Below are 15,119 nucleotides of genomic sequence, written 5' to 3' on the forward strand. Positions count from 1 at the left end.
CTCCGATTGCCCTCGCCGCAAGTCCGCTAAACGTGTGCCCGCCTCGGGACGCCGCCACTGGGGACGTCGCCGTCGGCATGCGCTGCGCCGGTTCCCACGCCGGCCTTCGGCTGTGCGGCGGTAACAATCGCCGAGAACGAGGCGGAAGTGTCATGGGGCGAAGCCGCCATCGACGGAGGGAGCGCCGTGGCGGCTGACCGAAACCGCGGAGTAAGGAGCCCCCGAGGAGCGCTCAGTTCGCAGATGCGCTCCGCCGTAGGCGCTCTCGCACGAAGTCCGACATCGCGCCGACCTGTCCGGCAGGCACGTCCGGTGGCTGCGGATTCTCGCGGGGCGATCCGGCCAGGCCGAGTCGAATCACGTCGAGCAGCTGGATCCGGTCGGGCAGACGCAGACGGCCGGGTAACGGTTCACGGGCCCAGCGCCATTCGTCCGCACGGTCGGTGATCGGGAGCCTGATCCGGGTGCCCGGGCCGGGGAACGAAACCCCGCGGGACGCGAGTGAGGAGGTGATCTCTTCGGGAACGGCCAGAGCTGGCTGCGTGCAGGAAATCAGGAAGATCCAGAACCGATTGCGGGGGTCGACGATGGCCGGAGTGGTGGGCAGATCGGACAGGCGCGCGCTGATCTGTTCCCCGAGGTTTGCCGGAGCGACGATCGCATCCAGCTCGCGGCCTGTGGTGACGTACGGGCGGTCCGCGAACAGTTCCACCGGCAGCCCGTAGCGGGCACGCAGGAGGTGAGCGGACTCGTAGGCTGAACAACAGGATTCGAACATCCATACCTCCATTGACATAGGGGAACGCACCCGACGCGGGCACCGAAATTATTGTGCGCACACAGATTTACCAAATCGGTGACCGATCCGTGGCATTCACATGACCGTCGGTGAAAGCTCGATGTCCGACTCCTCATCGCTGTGGCAGTGCGAGCACCGGCGGATGAGCGCCACCGTCGGAATCGATCCATCGAATGCTGCTGTGCGTCAACGACACCCGGCCCGTTCGTGCTCCTCCCATACCCCCGCGCCGCGTCCGCGGTCCACCGCGATCGCGGCGAAATGGACGGCAGCGCAGGGGTTTTCGCGACGGGCCTCAGGCGAGGGTGCACCCCGAGATCGGCACGTCGTTCAAGCGATCGACCAGGTAGCTGATCGCATTGTTGGTTCCGAAGCCGTCGATCAGCTCGGGGCCGAAGTGGTTCGGGAGGGTGGCCCCGGGCAGGATCGGGGGCAGCTCATCGGTCCGGAAGGTCACGGTCGCGCCCTTTCCGCACCATTCGGTGGCGAGTTGCCGCGCCTGACCGTAGGGCACGGTGTCGTCGTTGCGACCGCTGGTGATCAGCACCGGGCTCGCCGGAGTGAGGTTTCCGATGTGCTGCTGCCGCAGGATGTCCTCGGCCTCGGGCACCTCCTGCAGGTGGTCGATCATCGGCCGATGGTCGACCGTGAATTCGGTGCTGTGCAGGAACGGGTGCTTCAGGATCACGTCACCGATGCACTCGTTGCCCAGGTCGCTCAGCAGCGCCTTGCCTTCCGGCGTGGTGCGTTCGTCGAGCTTCGGCTGCAACTCGGGATAGCGCGCTACGAAACCGTTCAGCGCGAATCCGATGACGCCGCTGATCAGACTGCCGTCGGCCTTCTTCAGCACCTCGGTCAGATCCGCCACCGGCGCACCCGCCCACGTGCCCTTGAGGTTCAGCTCGGGCGCGTAGTCGGGTTGCATCTCGACCGCCGCGGCCGTGGCCCCGCCGCCCTGCGAGTAACCCCAGAACGCCAGCGGCGTGTCATCACCGGAACCCGCGAGGTTGTTCGCCGCGCGCGCGGCATCCAGAACGGCATGAGCCTCCTCGACACGGTTGACATAGGTGTGGGTACCGGGGGTTCCCATACCGATGTAATCCGCCACGAAGACGCGGGCCCCCAGCGAATTCCACGCCAGCGCCGAGATCGCCTCCTGGTTGGCCGAGAAGGTCGGCGGGGTGATGCTCGCATACATACCGGTCGAAAAGGCCAGCGACACAGCGCATTGATCACCCTGACCGGTGGTGCCGGGCGCGATGACGACCGTCGGCCGCGGGCCAGTGCCGTGCCAGGGCTGGGTGGAATCAAGGAAGACGCCGGTCGCCGCGATGGGCGTGCCGTCCTGCATCTGCGTCGTGTACATGACCTGTTTGGCAGGCAACGGCCATACCCCGTTGCCCGACGGCTGCGCCAGCAGGGCCGAGATATCGGTGGTCTTGATGATCGCACCGCGCGTCGAATCGAATTGCGCGGGTGGCACATAGAAGTCATTGACCGGATCGGCGGAGGCCGCCCCCGGAACAGCGGCCGCGCCGGCGGCGGTCACACACAGCGCCGCTGCGGCGGCCAACGCGTGATTGACCTTCCGGGGCGCCTGTCTCTTCCGGCGGGACGGACGGCGTTGTCCAGACATTTTCTGCTTTCTCTGCGGACTCACGTGCACTCGGACACGGAGATGTCGGTGTGTCGAACCGGAGTTGTGCTCCGTGCCGGGCCCGCGCGTGGGTGTCGCAACGGCCGAGCACCCGAGTAACACTGTTACCCGAGTAACATGGTTACTCTAGCCACATGTGAAGACAGTGGGAAGAGGGTGACTCCACCCAGGACCACATTCGCCTTCAGAAATCACGCTGAGCCTGGCACTGTTCGCCCGCCCGTACCCGCGACAGGATCTGGCGGACGGTCTCGATCCCCTACCGATGCCGCATGCCCACCCGTCGGACAGAGAGGGGTTTTCGCGTGAGTCCCCACCGCGTGCCCGGAACACCCACATGATCAGCATCGGCGCTGCCCGATCCGCCATCACCTCGAATCCGGCACGGTTCGTACTGCCCACCGGACCTCTGTGCGACCTCGCCGTCCGCGCGCTGTCGCTGGCCGGATTCCTCGCACTGTGGTGGGCTGTCGTTGCCGCGAAACTCATTGACCAGCAGTTTCTTCCGAGCCCGCATGCGGTGTGGGACGCGTTCGTGCGCGCCAACAGCTGGCATCAGCTCGCGCCCGGAGTACCGCGCGAGGTGCCCGGCGAGCAGAACTATTCCTGTGGGAGCATCTCCTGGCCAGCCTGCAGCGGATCGCCGTCGGCGCGGGCGCGGCCGTAATCCTCGGGCCCCCGGTCGGATTCGCGCTCGGGACGTCCAGGACGCTCGCCACCATCGTCGGGCCGTACCTGAACTTCCTGCGCACCCTGCCGCCGCTCGGCTATATCGGTCTGCTCATCGTCTGGTTCGGGATCGGCGACGCGGCCAAGATCTGGCTGCTGTTCCTCGCCGCCTTCCCCGCCCGTGGTCATCGCGACCATCGCCGGGGTGCAGCAGGTGTCGGCCGACCGGATCAATGCCGCGCGCTCCCTGGGCGCGAACCGAATTCAGGTGATCGGCCGCGTCCTGCTACCGGCCACGCTCCCCGACCTCATCGGCGGCATCCGCGTCGCGGTCGGCTTCGCCTGGACCACCGTGGTCGCCGCCGAACTCAACAATGGCATTCCCGGCATCGGCGGGCTCGCCTATCTGGCCGGTCAGCAGCTCAATACACCGCTGACCATGGCCTGCATCATCGTCATCGGTCTCACCGCGCTCACCCTCGACGCGGTCATCAGCTGGATCGGCGCGCTGGTCGTGCCGTGGAAGGGCAAGGCATGAAACGCGTTTTCACGGCACTGGCGATGGCCGGTCTGCTCACCGCATCCCTGAGCGCCTGCGTGCAGTCGGGGCGCACCGACCAGTCCCGGGCCACCGGGGACAAGGTCGCCTGCCCGGTGGAGGTGGACGAAAGCCTCACCGGGACAGTGCGACTCGGGTATCAGGACATTCCCAACGGCGATCTCGTGGTCAAGGATGCCGGGCTGCTGGAGACCTGCCTGCCCAAGGCCACCATCACCTGGAGCAAGTTCGCCTCCGGCGCGACGGTGATCCAGGCCTTCGGGTCGAACTCGCTCGATCTCGGCCTGCTCGGCAGTGCGGACGCCGCCCGGGCCCTGTCCGCGCCCCTGAACATCGGCATGAAGGCGGTCTGGATCCACGATGTGATCGGCGCGGCCGAATCGCTGGTGGTCAAGGATGCGGCCATCACCACGGTGGCGGGCCTGCGCGGCAAGAAGATCGCGGTGCCCTTCGCCAGCACCTCGCATTACAGCCTGCTCGCGGCGCTCACCGCCACCGGGATCGAGCGCGAGGTGACCCTGGTGAACATGCAGCCCGACGCCATCGCCGCGGCCTGGCGCGGCGGCGATATCGATGCGGCGTTCGTCTGGGAGCCGACACTCTCGGAACTGCTGAGGAACGGTCACGTGGTGACCACCGCCGCCGACACCGCCAAGGCCGGCAAGCCGACCTACGACCTCGAGGGTGCGCGCGCCGACTTCGTGACGGCCAATCCGCGCGTCCTCGAGGCGTGGACGGCGGCGCAGAACTGGGCGATCAACCTGATCAACAGCTCGCCCGACAGCGCGGCCACCCACATCGCCGCGCAGCTGGGCGTCCCGGTGACCGACGTCCGCAAACAGCTGAGCGAATACGGCTACCTCGATGCGGGCACCCAGGCCGGGGCCGCTTACCTCGGCGGGCAGCTGGGCACGGACCTCGAGTCCGCGGCCGATTTCCTGTTGAGCCAGGGCGAGATTCAGGGCGTGGCGGCACCGCAGGCCTATGCGGGATCGGTGTACGCCAACGCCGCCGCCACGGTGAGCGCGAAGTGACCGCCGCCGTCGAGCTCCGCGATCGCGTGGTGCTCACCGGGGTCTCCAAGACCTACGAGACCCCGAGCGGCAGCACCGTCGCGCTCTCCCCCACCGATCTGGTCGTCGAACCCGGCAAGTTCGTGAGCATCGTCGGCCCCTCGGGCTGCGGCAAGACCACGCTGCTGCAACTGCTCGGCGGTTTCCTCGAACCCAGCGACGGCACGCTGGCGGTCGGCCGCGATCCCATTGCCGGGCCGAGTCCCGAACGCGGTGTGGTCTTCCAGGCCCCCACCCTCTACCCGTGGCTGACCGTCCGCGGCAATGTCGAGTTCGGCCCGAAATGCCGAGGTCTGGATCGGAAGACTCGCCGCGCCGAGGCGCAGCGCCTGCTCGAGCTGGTCGGGCTCGGCGATGTCGGCGGCAAGCGGCCCTACGAGTTGTCCGGCGGCATGCAGCAGCGGGCGCAGATCGCGCGGGTGCTGGTCAACGATCCACGCATCATCCTCATGGACGAACCGTTCGGGGCGCTGGATCAGCTCACCCGGGAGCGGTTGCAGGTGGAGCTGCGGCGGCTGTGGCGCGAATCGGGCAAAACCATTGTGTTCGTGACCCATTCGGTGAAGGAGGCGGTATTCCTGTCCACCCGGGTCCTGGTCGTGAGCGCCCGTCCGGGACGGATCATCGTGGACCGCGAGGTCGTATTACCGGGCGATGACGAGGCGGACGTCCGGGACATCACCGTCACCGCGACACCCGAATTCCAGGCCCTGAAAACCGAATTGGCGAAGGCGATCTACGCAGCCCACGTTTGATCATGAATACGACGATGGCCCGTGCCGCGACTTTGCGGAACGGGCCATCGGACGTTTCGAATCGACGCGAAACCTGAATTACAGGTAGGCGCCGCACACGGGCCAGGCGCCCGGACCCTGACCGGCGAGCACGTTCTCCGCGACGCGGATCTGCTCCTCGCGGCTGGCGCTGGCGGCACTGCCGCCACCACCGTAGGCGTTCCAGGTACTCTGGGTGAACTGCAGACCGCCGTAGAACCCGTTGCCGGTGTTGGCGCCCCAGTTGCCGCTGCTCTCGCACTGCGCGACAGCGTCCCAGTTGTGCCCGGCGGCCGAGGCGGTCGCGGTGGACAGCGCGAACGGGATGGACACGAGCGCACCGATGGCCGCAGCGGCGGCGAATGTGCGGGTGGTGAGCTTCCGGTTGCGATGCATAAGGTGTTTCCTCGCCTGCGCCCACCGGCCCGCGCTCTCGATTGCGGGTCCCCGTCCCCAGGGTTCTCGGTTGCTCTCGAATCGCGGGACGGAGTTGCCGGTGTTCGTCGATTCGAGCGGGGCCCGGTTGAATCCGAGCCATGAACGACGGTAACGGATCAATCACGTTAAATCACGTAACGATCACGGCCGGTTGACAGATCGATATCCGGGATACTCAATCCGTTTTCGCAGTTCGCATCGGAATTTCACCGAATGACATTTCTGGAATTCTCAAACACTTTTGTGACGGAGGTCACTCGGAAATAGTGACCTCGATCGCGTAATACAAACTCGAGACAAAACGATCCCCACCCGAAATCGCGCTCCGACCGGCTCGGATCGTGCTGCGCACAATCATTGCTCCAGGTCAGGGCACTGACCATAGTGCCTCCATGGCCGATGAACCCCGCTCCGGAGCACGCGCTGTCGACCGCGCGATCCAGGTGCTGAATTGCTTCCACGGCGACGATCCGGAGTTGTCGCTGAGCGAACTCGCCCAGCGGGCCCGGCTGCCCGTCAGCACCGCACACCGTCTCGCCCAGGCGCTGGTGCGCGGCGGCCTGCTCGAGCAGGGCCCGGCCGGTGATCGCTACCGCGTCGGGCACGGGCTGGCGAACCTGGCCCGGCCCGCCCTCGCCCGGCTGGGCCTGGAGTCCGCTGCGCCCCACCTGTACGCGCTCGCCGCGGGCATCCGGATCACGGTCAGCGTGAGCGTGATGGACGACAGCGAAGCGCTCACCGTCTTCCAGGCCCGCCCGCCGATCCACTTCTGCCACCACCAGGTGCCGCGGTCCCGGCAATCCCTGCACGCCAGCGCGGCGGGCCGCGCCCTGCTGGCCTACTCCCCCGCCCGCGCCGCAGCCGACGCCGACCTCGACCGGGTCCGCCGCACCGGCTTCGCCTCCGAGCTGATCGAGACCGACGACCCCATTCGCGCCCTGGCGGTGCCCATCGTCGGGCCCGGCCGGCAGGTGCACGGGGCGCTGGCGGTGCAGGCTCGCTCGGCCCGCCTGGACAGCGAGCTGATCCGGGCCGTCGTGCCTGCCATGCGGATCGCCGCGGGCAGGATCGCACCGCTGTTCCAGACCACCGACGGCACGGCGCCCGCCGCCGAGTTTCGCTCACGCTGATTTCCACATCGTGAAAAGCCGGTTGCCGCACCGCGACGCCCATCGCAGCATGTGACCACCGCCGATTCATCGCCAGTTCCCCTGTCCGGCAAAGGAATCCCCATGACGCTCTGTTGTCGCCCCGCCCTCGAATCCCACCGAGCGACAGTCGTATTCACCGAAAGACTCCCCCATGGCATTCCCTCCCCGCCGTACCCGGGTGCGTCGCGCCCTCGCCGCCGCGTTCGCCGTCTCCAGTGCGGTCGCCCTGCTCACCGGCTGCGCGAAAACCGACGCGGGCACGACCGCCGACGGTAGGACCGTCCTCCGCTATCAGGGCTCGACCGGCCAGGTCTCCGCCTTCGAACTGGCCGCCGACCTCGGCTACTTCAGCAAGATCGACCTCCACTGGGAGGGCGACACCACCAGCGGCCCGGCCAATATCCAGGCCGCCGCCACCAAGCAGGTCGAATTCGGCAGCGCCTTCAACGGCGCGGTCATCAAACTGGTCGCGGGCGGCGCTCCCGTCACCGCTGTCCTCAGCTCCTACGGGGCCGACGAACTCAGCTTCACCGGCTACTTCGTCCGCGACAATTCCGGCATCACCTCCGCGCGCGACCTCATCGGCAAGAAGGTCGGCGTCAATACCCTGGGTGCGCACCACGAGTTCATCACCCGGCAGTGGCTGCACGACCAGGGGCTCAGCGATCAGGAGATCAGGCAGGTCCAGCTGGTCGTGCTACCGCCCGCCAGTACCGAGGACGCGCTGCGCAATGGCCAGATCGATGTGGCCGCGCTCGGCGGCGTCTTCCGCGACACCGCCGTCGGGCGGGGCGGGGTGCATCCGCTCTACACCGACAAGGATCTGTTCGGGCAGTTCGATTACGGCACTTACGTTTTCCGCAACGACTACCTGAAGTCGCATGCCGCGGCCGTCGCCGATTTCGTGCAGGGCACCGCACGGGCCACCCGCTGGCTGCAGGTCACGCCGAGTAACGAGGTGGTGGCGCGGTTCGCCGACATCATCCACAAGCGCGGGCGCAATGAGAATACCGGGCTGCTGCAGTACTACAAGAGCTCGGGTATCCCCGTCCCCGGCGGCGTGATCGCCGAACGCGAACTCCAGATCTGGATCGACTGGCTGGTCCGCAATGGGGAACTGCCCGCGGGCAAGCTCGCGGCCAAGGACCTCTACACCAACAAGGACAATCCGTACGCCAACGGCACCTACCCGGCCACCAGCGGTCCCAGCGGTGAGGCGGTGGCGAAATGAGCACCGCGACCGTCAAACTCGCGCTCACCGGGGTCCGCAAGGAATTCCCCGTGCGCGGGGAGCAGGAGAGTTTCACCGCGCTCGCCGATATCAGCGTCGATGTGCAGGATGGTGAGTTCCTGGTCCTGGTCGGGCCCAGCGGCTCGGGCAAGTCCACCCTGCTGGATCTGCTCGGCGGGCTCGGCAAACCCACCTCCGGACAGATCCTGCTGGACGGGGCGCCGGTCACGGGACCCGGTCTGGACCGCGGGATCGTCTTCCAGCAGTACGCGCTGCTGCCCTGGCGCACCGCCCGGGCGAATATCGAATTCGGGCTGGAGGCCAAGGGCATTCGCCGTCGCGAACGCCGCGAGATCGCCGAGCACTATCTCGAACTGGTCGGCCTGGCCGGATTCGGGAACCGCTATCCGCACGAATTGTCCGGCGGTATGAAACAGCGGGTGGCCATCGCCCGCAGCCTGGCCTTCGACCCGGAGGTGCTGCTGATGGACGAGCCCTTCGCCGCCCTCGACGCCCAGACCCGGGAATCGTTGCAGGACGAGCTGTTACGGATCTGGCGGGCCACCGGGAAGACGGTGCTGTTCATCACCCACGGCATCGACGAGGCGGTGTACCTGGGGCAGCGCGTGGCGGTGCTGACCTCGCGGCCCGGGCGCATCAAGGCGGTCGTGGACATCGATCTCGACCGCGCCGGGGACCCGGATATCCGCTCCAGCGAACGATTCCGAGAACTGCGCCATCACGTCTGGTCCCTGCTGCACGACGAGGTCGCGCGGGCACAGGACCTCGAGCAGGCCGCGCTCACCGCCGACAAGAGGAGCTCCCATGTCTAGCGCACTGCAACTCGTCGAAGCATCCATCGATCTCCGTCCCGAGCCGGTCGGCACCGGCGACGCCGACCAGGCGGGAACCCGGCGGGCGACGGCCGTGCTGCCCGCCGTCGCCAGAATCGCATGGCGAATCGGCAAGCCGGCCATCGTGATCGCGGCCTTCCTCGCCCTGTGGGAAGCAGCGCCGCGGCTGGGGCTGGTGGACGAGGTGTTCCTGCCGCCGTTCTCGGCGGTCGTGCAGGCCGGGCTGGAGCTCATCCGCAACGGCCAACTGTGGGAACACGTCTCGACCAGCGTGACCCGCTCGCTCATCGGCTTCTCCATCGCCCTGGCCGCCGCCATTCCGGTGGGTGTGGCCATCGCCTGGTACCGGCCGGTGGCGGAATTCCTGAGCCCGGTGCTGGAACTGTTCCGCAATACCGCCGCTCTCGCGCTGCTGCCGGTGTTCATCCTGATCCTCGGCATCGGCGAGACCTCCAAGATCGCGCTGGTGGTGTACGCCGGATTCTTCCCGATCCTGCTCAACACCATCAGCGGGGTGCGGACGGTCGATCCGCTGCTCGTGAAATCGGCTGTCTCGCTCGGGTTCTCACCGATCCGCCTGTTCCAGAAGGTGATTCTGCCCGCCGCCGTGCCATCGATCTTCACCGGCATCCGCATGGCCGCCTCCGGATCGATCCTGGTGCTCATCGCCGCCGAGATGTTCGGGGCGCGCTCCGGGCTCGGCTACCTGATCACCGCCGCCCAGCAGAACTTCCAGATTCCGGACATGTACGCCGGGATCGTGGCCATCGCCCTGGTCGGACTCACCTACAACGGCGTGCTCGTGGCCATCGAGCGACGCCTGTCCCGCTGGCGCGCCCACTGAAATCCCCCGAAGGAACCTCCTCTATGTCCAACGTACGCAAGACCTTCCATCTGAACGCCTTCCTCATGGGCGTCGGCCACCACGAGGCCGCCTGGCGGCATCCGCGCACCGAGGAGCACCGGGTCCTGGATGTGAAGCACTTCCAGGAACTGGGTCGCATCGCCGAACGCGGCAGGCTCGACTCGGTGTTCTTCGCCGACGGGCTGGCCGTCGGCCCCCGGATCAAGCGCAACGCGCTCGCCGTCTTCGAGCCGATCACCCTGCTCGCCGCCATCGCCGCCGTCACCGAGCACGTCGGATTGATCGCGACCGCCTCCACCACCTACAACGAACCCTTCAACCTGGCACGGAAATTCGCGTCCCTCGACCACATCAGCGACGGCCGGGCCGGCTGGAACATCGTCACCTCGGGTAGCGAGGACGAGGCGTTCAACTTCGGCTACGACGCCATCCCCGAGCACGCCCGCCGCTACGAGCGCGCCGACGAGTTCGTCGACCTGGCGGTACGGCTCTGGGACAGTTGGGAATCCGATGCCATCGTGCTCGACCCGGAGACCGGCATCTTCGCCGATCCGGACAAGGTTCACACTCTCGACTACCGCGGCGAACGCTTCCAGGTCAGGGGCCCGCTGAACTCGCCCCGCAGCCCCCAGGGCCGGCCGCTGCTGGTGCAGGCCGGATCCTCCGAGAGCGGAAAGGAGTTCGCCGCCCGCCACGCCGAGGCGGTGTTCACCGCGCAGCGCACCATCGAGGAGGGGCAGCAGTTCTACCGCGACCTCAAGTCCCGGCTGCCCAAATACGGCCGCTCCGCCGACGACCTCAAGGTCCTGCCCGGCCTGGTCCCCTTCATCGCCGACACCGAGGCCGAAGCCCGGGCACTCGAACAGGAATTCACCGACCTCATCTCCCCCGACTACGCATTGCGGCAACTGTCCACCCTGCTCGGGGTCGACCTCACCGAGCACGCCCTCGACGCACCGCTGCCGCCCCTGCCGCAGGAAGGCGACATCCAAGGCGGCAAGAGCAGATTCACCCTCGTCAAGGAGCTCGCCGAAAAGGAGGACCTGACCGTCCGCCAGCTCATCGGCAAACTCGGCGGCGGCCGCGGTCACCGCACCTTCGCCGGCACGCCCGAACAGATCGCCGACGAACTCCAGTCCTGGTTCGACCAGGGCGCGGCCGACGGCTTCAACATCATGCCGCCCTACCTGCCCGGCGGGCTCGAGGACTTCGTCGACCGCGTGGTCCCGATCCTGCAGGAACGCGGCCTGTTCCGCACCGACTACACCGCACCGACCCTGCGCGGCCACTACGGACTCGCGCCCGTGGAAAGCCAATTCGCCCCCGCCCGTACCCAGGCGACCGCCTGAGATCTGAAAGGAACGCTCATGACCACCGCAACCGAGAACCCGGTCGGCACCTTCCGCATCGGACCCGTCGCCGGGCATATCGGCGCCGAGATCACCGGCATCGACCTGCGCGACGACTTCACCGATGAGCAGATCGCGGTACTCACCGCCGCGCTGCACGAATACAAGGTGCTGTTCTTCCGGGATCAGCACATCGGGCACGCCGAACAGATCGCCTTCTCCCGGCGATTCGGCGCGGTCACGCCCTCGCACCCGTACGACGATGACGCGCCCACCGAGTACCCGGAGATCCTCGCCGTCGACAGCCGCCTGTACGAAAAGCGGTTCGGGAAGAAGAAATTCAGCTACACCAACCACTGGCACACCGACGTCTCACCGCTCATCAACCCGCCGGCGGCCTCGCTGCTGCGGGCCGAGATCGCGCCCGAGCGCGGCGGCGACACCCAGTGGACCAATCTCGCCGCCGCCTATGCGGGCCTGCCGGATTCGCTCAAATCCTTCCTCGACGGACTGCGCGCCGAACATCGATTCGGCGGCAAGCTGCCCGCCTGGGACGCGGAGAGCGACTACGCCAAGCGGGTCGCGGCCGCGCCGCTGATCACCGAACACCCGGTGGTGCGGGTGCATCCGGTGACCGGCGAACGCGTACTGTTCGTGAACCCGGGCTTCACCACCCGCATCGTCGGCCTCAGCCCGCGCCAGAGCGACGCGCTGCTGGAACTGCTCTACGCCGAACTCTCCGATCCGGCGTACACGGTCCGATTCCGTTGGGAGAAGGGCAGTGTCGCATTCTGGGACAACCGGGCCACCGCGCACCTCGCGCCCGGCGACCTCACCCACCTGGACGTGACCCGCGTGCTCTACCGCACGACCCTGGAGGGCGACGTGCCGGTCGGCGTCGACGGCGAGCCCTCCCGTTCCATCGCGGGTGAGCACTTCGGCGGCTCACAGAACTGATCCCGCGGCGCTCGTCACGGAATCGGCGGGGCCCTCTCGACAGTGTCGAGAGGGCCCCGCTCAGTTCGTGATTCGATTCTGGTTCGGTCCCGGACCGTCAGTGGCCCAGCGGACGCGGCGGCGGAGGCGGGTTCTGCCAGCGCTGGTCCGGGGGCTCCTGGCGGTACTGCGGCTGTACCGGCTGCTGTTGCGGCGGACGCTGCTCCAGATGCGGCCGTGTCGAGGTCTGCGGCAGACCGACCGGCTCGACCGGTGTCCGCGCATCCGCCTCGGCCGCCCGGACGGCCCGCTGGGTGGCCGGGTCGGTGGCGGTGTCGAACCAGTCGGCCACCTCGTCGGCATCGTTCTCGGGCGCTTCGGCGGCCGCACCGTCCTCGGACGGCTCGTACCGGAACACGCCGTCCTCGCCCTGCTTGCCGAAGCCACGTGCGAAGCCCTCGAGGGCCTTGCCGAAATCGCTGGGCACCAGCCACACCTTGTTGGCGTCGCCCTTGGCGACCTGCGGGAGGGTCTGCATGTACTGGTAGGCCAGCAGCTCGGGGGTCGGCTTGCCGTTCTTGATGGCGGCGAACACCTTCTCGATGGCCTTGGCCTGGCCCTGCGCCTGCAGGTAGGCGGCGGCACGCTCACCCTGCGCGCGCAGGATGCGCGACTGCCGCTCACCCTCGGCGGAGAGGATGGCCGACTGCTTGGAGCCTTCGGCGGCGAGGATCTGCGCCTGCTTCTGGCCCTCGGCGGTCTTGATCGAGGCTTCCCGCTGACCTTCCGCGGTGAGGATCATGGCGCGCTTCTCACGGTCGGCCTTCATCTGCTTCTCCATCGATTCCTGAATCGACGGCGGCGGATCGATGGCCTTCAGCTCGACGCGCGCCACCCGCAGACCCCAGCGGCCGGTGGCCTCGTCGAGGACCCCGCGCAACTGGCTGTTGATCTGGTCGCGGGAGGTCAGGGTCTCTTCGAGGGTCATGCCGCCGACCACATTGCGCAGCGTGGTGATCGTCAACTGTTCCACGGCGGCAATGTAATTGGAGATCTCGTAGACCGCGGCCTGCGGACTGGTGACCTGGAAGTAGACCACCGAGTCGATCTGGACGGTCAGGTTGTCCTGGGTGATGACCGGCTGCGGCGGGAACGACACCACCCGCTCGCGCAGATCCACCTTGGCGCGCACCCGATCGGCGAACGGCACCAGGAAGGTCAGCTGGCCGGACACCGTCCGCGAATACCGGCCCAGCCGCTCGATTACGGCGGCCTCGGCCTGCGGCACCAGGGCCACCGATTTGAAGACCACCACCACGACCAGGAGGATGAGTACGACGGCGACTATCAGTACAGCCATCACGGCCCTTTCATGACGACGGCATGGGCGCCGTCGATCCTCATGATGTACACGGTCGAACCGACGGGATAGGACTCCGCGGCGTCGTAGGGACGCGCGCTCCACACCTCGCCACCGAGCTTCACGCGACCGCCGTGCTCGTCGACCGTTTCGAGCACCTTCGCGGTCCTGCCGGGCAACGCGTCCACCCCGGTCTGATGCGGCGGCGGAATTGCGTAGCGCCGCAACAGGAATGGGCGGACCAGCACCAGCAGGGCAATCGACGAGACACTGAACACCACCGCGTCGATGAGTACCGACGAGCCGGTGAGCGCGTTGGCGCCCGCAGTGATGAGCGCGGCAACACCCAGCATGATCAGCACGAGACTGCCCGTGAGCATCTCGGCCGCCGCGAGCAGGATGCCCGCGACCAGCCAAACTATTGCGGCCACGTCACCAACAGTAACCGTGATCGGGGGTTACGGCCGGTATTCGTGATCACTCCGCGCTTCTACCGGACATATCGGAATGGGCGCGGCGCGAGGGAGATTCCCGCTCACCGGCGGTAACCTCGACACGGTGAGTGGGCACCAACGGTACGGCGACATCTTCTCCGGGCACGTGCGCAAGCAGAAACGGGAGGTGCCCCGCGTGGTCGCCGAACGCGACCTCGTCGCCGAGGACGCGGCCACCGGATTCTGCGGCGCCGTAGTCGGTTTCGATCGCAGCTACGACGGCGAGTTCGTCAAACTCGAGGATCGCGGCGGGCGGGTCCGGCTGTTCGCACTGCGGGAAGCGGCGTTTCTGATCGATGGGCAGCCGGTGACACTCGTGAAGCCCACCGCCTCCGCACCCACGCAGCCCACCCGATCCGCCTCGGGATCGACTCGCGTCGAAGGGCTGAAGGCGCGCGTCGCGAAGGCCAGCCGCATCTGGGTGGAGGGTGTGCACGATGCCGCACTGGTCGAACGGGTGTGGGGACACGACCTGCGGGTCGAGGGTGTGGTGGTCGAACAGCTCGAGGGCCTGGACCATCTCGGCGCCAAACTCGCCGAATTCCAGCCCGGACCGAACCGGCGCGTCGGAGTCCTGGTCGACCATTTGGTCACCGGCTCCAAGGAATCGGGCCTGACCCAGGGCCTGGGCGCGCACGTCCTCGTCACCGGGCATCCCTATATCGACGTGTGGCAGGCCGTCCGCCCGCAGGCCGTCGGCATCCCCGCCTGGCCCGACGTCCCGCGCGGCGAGGACTGGAAAACCGGCATCTGCCAGCGGCTACGTTGGGGCACGCCGCAGGAGGGGTGGCGGCGCGTCTACAACGCGGTCGACTCCTACCGCGATCTGGAGACCCCGCTCATCGGCGCGGTCGAACGACTGATCGATTTCGTCACCGGGCAGGAGTAGCCCGCCAGTTATCCTCGAATGC

16 protein-coding genes are annotated in these 15,119 nt (G+C 67.6%); 11 read left to right on the forward strand and 5 right to left on the reverse strand.

The window, feature by feature from the left end:
- Window positions 1-232: 232 nt before the first annotated feature.
- On the reverse strand, window positions 233-778 hold the full coding sequence (locus tag ACQP1O_RS24765) for a hypothetical protein (RefSeq protein ID WP_433560866.1): 546 nt from the start codon (window positions 776-778) through the stop codon (window positions 233-235).
- A 316-nt stretch (window positions 779-1,094) separates the two neighbouring features.
- Window positions 1,095-2,435 (reverse strand): lipase family protein, encoded by a 1,341-nt coding sequence (locus tag ACQP1O_RS24770; RefSeq protein ID WP_433560867.1) that lies wholly within the window; start codon window positions 2,433-2,435, stop codon window positions 1,095-1,097.
- 358 nt (window positions 2,436-2,793) lie between these two features.
- Between ACQP1O_RS24770 and ACQP1O_RS24775 the strand changes: the two genes are divergently transcribed.
- The 4 genes from ACQP1O_RS24775 to ACQP1O_RS24790 all read left to right on the forward strand — a co-directional run bounded on the left by ACQP1O_RS24775 (window position 2,794) and on the right by ACQP1O_RS24790 (window position 5,512).
- Complete coding sequence (locus ACQP1O_RS24775) at window positions 2,794-3,123, forward strand: hypothetical protein (RefSeq protein ID WP_433560868.1); 330 nt, start codon at window positions 2,794-2,796, stop codon at window positions 3,121-3,123.
- Between the two features lie 183 nt (window positions 3,124-3,306).
- On the forward strand, window positions 3,307-3,663 hold the full coding sequence (locus ACQP1O_RS24780) for an ABC transporter permease (protein ID WP_433560869.1): 357 nt from the start codon (window positions 3,307-3,309) through the stop codon (window positions 3,661-3,663).
- On the forward strand, window positions 3,660-4,718 hold the full coding sequence (locus ACQP1O_RS24785; protein WP_433560870.1) for a taurine ABC transporter substrate-binding protein: 1,059 nt from the start codon (window positions 3,660-3,662) through the stop codon (window positions 4,716-4,718). Before ACQP1O_RS24780 ends, ACQP1O_RS24785 begins: the two co-directional genes overlap by 4 nt.
- Window positions 4,715-5,512: an ABC transporter ATP-binding protein gene (locus ACQP1O_RS24790; protein WP_433560871.1), complete on the forward strand. Its 798-nt coding sequence runs from the start codon at window positions 4,715-4,717 to the stop codon at window positions 5,510-5,512. Before ACQP1O_RS24785 ends, ACQP1O_RS24790 begins: the two co-directional genes overlap by 4 nt.
- Window positions 5,513-5,590: 78 nt before the next feature.
- Here ACQP1O_RS24790 and ACQP1O_RS24795 read toward each other — a convergent pair whose 3' ends face one another.
- On the reverse strand, window positions 5,591-5,926 hold the full coding sequence (locus ACQP1O_RS24795) for a transglycosylase family protein (RefSeq protein ID WP_433560872.1): 336 nt from the start codon (window positions 5,924-5,926) through the stop codon (window positions 5,591-5,593).
- Window positions 5,927-6,360: 434 nt separating this feature from the next.
- On the opposite strand from ACQP1O_RS24795, the gene ACQP1O_RS24800 reads away from it, so the two are divergent.
- From ACQP1O_RS24800 to ACQP1O_RS24825, 6 genes are all read left to right on the forward strand, one after another.
- Entirely contained in the window at window positions 6,361-7,098 is a 738-nt protein-coding gene (locus ACQP1O_RS24800) for an IclR family transcriptional regulator (protein WP_433560873.1), read from the forward strand.
- Window positions 7,099-7,270: 172 nt separating this feature from the next.
- Complete coding sequence (locus tag ACQP1O_RS24805) at window positions 7,271-8,350, forward strand: ABC transporter substrate-binding protein (protein ID WP_433560874.1); 1,080 nt, start codon at window positions 7,271-7,273, stop codon at window positions 8,348-8,350.
- On the forward strand, window positions 8,347-9,183 hold the full coding sequence (locus ACQP1O_RS24810) for an ABC transporter ATP-binding protein (RefSeq protein WP_433560875.1): 837 nt from the start codon (window positions 8,347-8,349) through the stop codon (window positions 9,181-9,183). The genes ACQP1O_RS24805 and ACQP1O_RS24810 overlap by 4 nt, the downstream gene beginning before the upstream one ends.
- Complete coding sequence (locus ACQP1O_RS24815) at window positions 9,176-10,048, forward strand: ABC transporter permease (RefSeq protein WP_433560876.1); 873 nt, start codon at window positions 9,176-9,178, stop codon at window positions 10,046-10,048. The genes ACQP1O_RS24810 and ACQP1O_RS24815 overlap by 8 nt, the downstream gene beginning before the upstream one ends.
- 23 nt (window positions 10,049-10,071) lie before the next feature.
- Window positions 10,072-11,418, forward strand: a complete 1,347-nt coding sequence (locus ACQP1O_RS24820; RefSeq protein ID WP_433560877.1) for an LLM class flavin-dependent oxidoreductase — start codon at window positions 10,072-10,074, stop codon at window positions 11,416-11,418.
- A gap of 18 nt (window positions 11,419-11,436) precedes the next feature.
- Window positions 11,437-12,375 (forward strand): TauD/TfdA dioxygenase family protein, encoded by a 939-nt coding sequence (locus ACQP1O_RS24825; protein ID WP_433560878.1) that lies wholly within the window; start codon window positions 11,437-11,439, stop codon window positions 12,373-12,375.
- Between the two features lie 97 nt (window positions 12,376-12,472).
- Here the strand turns inward: ACQP1O_RS24825 and ACQP1O_RS24830 are convergent, their stop codons facing one another.
- On the reverse strand, window positions 12,473-13,714 hold the full coding sequence (locus ACQP1O_RS24830) for an SPFH domain-containing protein (RefSeq protein WP_433560879.1): 1,242 nt from the start codon (window positions 13,712-13,714) through the stop codon (window positions 12,473-12,475).
- On the reverse strand, window positions 13,714-14,145 hold the full coding sequence (locus ACQP1O_RS24835; protein WP_433560880.1) for an NfeD family protein: 432 nt from the start codon (window positions 14,143-14,145) through the stop codon (window positions 13,714-13,716). Before ACQP1O_RS24835 ends, ACQP1O_RS24830 begins: the two co-directional genes overlap by 1 nt.
- A 127-nt stretch (window positions 14,146-14,272) precedes the next feature.
- On the opposite strand from ACQP1O_RS24835, the gene ACQP1O_RS24840 reads away from it, so the two are divergent.
- Window positions 14,273-15,097, forward strand: coding sequence for a DUF3097 domain-containing protein (locus tag ACQP1O_RS24840; RefSeq protein WP_433560881.1), 825 nt, complete (start codon window positions 14,273-14,275; stop codon window positions 15,095-15,097).
- Window positions 15,098-15,119: the final 22 nt, after the last annotated feature.

It is taken from the genome of Nocardia sp. CA-151230 (genome assembly GCF_050942175.1).
GTDB lineage: Bacteria > Actinomycetota > Actinomycetes > Mycobacteriales > Mycobacteriaceae > Nocardia.

Coding starts and splice junctions, on each gene's coding strand:
- ACQP1O_RS24770 (WP_433560867.1), bottom strand. CDS start 2,435: ATGTCTGGACAACGCCGTCCGTCCCGCCGGAAGAGACAGGCGCCCCGG.
- ACQP1O_RS24775 (WP_433560868.1), top strand. CDS start 2,794: ATGATCAGCATCGGCGCTGCCCGATCCGCCATCACCTCGAATCCGGCA.
- ACQP1O_RS24805 (WP_433560874.1), top strand. CDS start 7,271: ATGGCATTCCCTCCCCGCCGTACCCGGGTGCGTCGCGCCCTCGCCGCC.
- ACQP1O_RS24820 (WP_433560877.1), top strand. CDS start 10,072: ATGTCCAACGTACGCAAGACCTTCCATCTGAACGCCTTCCTCATGGGC.
- ACQP1O_RS24785 (WP_433560870.1), top strand. CDS start 3,660: ATGAAACGCGTTTTCACGGCACTGGCGATGGCCGGTCTGCTCACCGCA.
- ACQP1O_RS24795 (WP_433560872.1), bottom strand. CDS start 5,926: ATGCATCGCAACCGGAAGCTCACCACCCGCACATTCGCCGCCGCTGCG.
- ACQP1O_RS24825 (WP_433560878.1), top strand. CDS start 11,437: ATGACCACCGCAACCGAGAACCCGGTCGGCACCTTCCGCATCGGACCC.
- ACQP1O_RS24830 (WP_433560879.1), bottom strand. CDS start 13,714: ATGGCTGTACTGATAGTCGCCGTCGTACTCATCCTCCTGGTCGTGGTG.
- ACQP1O_RS24815 (WP_433560876.1), top strand. CDS start 9,176: ATGTCTAGCGCACTGCAACTCGTCGAAGCATCCATCGATCTCCGTCCC.
- ACQP1O_RS24810 (WP_433560875.1), top strand. CDS start 8,347: ATGAGCACCGCGACCGTCAAACTCGCGCTCACCGGGGTCCGCAAGGAA.
- ACQP1O_RS24800 (WP_433560873.1), top strand. CDS start 6,361: ATGGCCGATGAACCCCGCTCCGGAGCACGCGCTGTCGACCGCGCGATC.
- ACQP1O_RS24765 (WP_433560866.1), bottom strand. CDS start 778: ATGTTCGAATCCTGTTGTTCAGCCTACGAGTCCGCTCACCTCCTGCGT.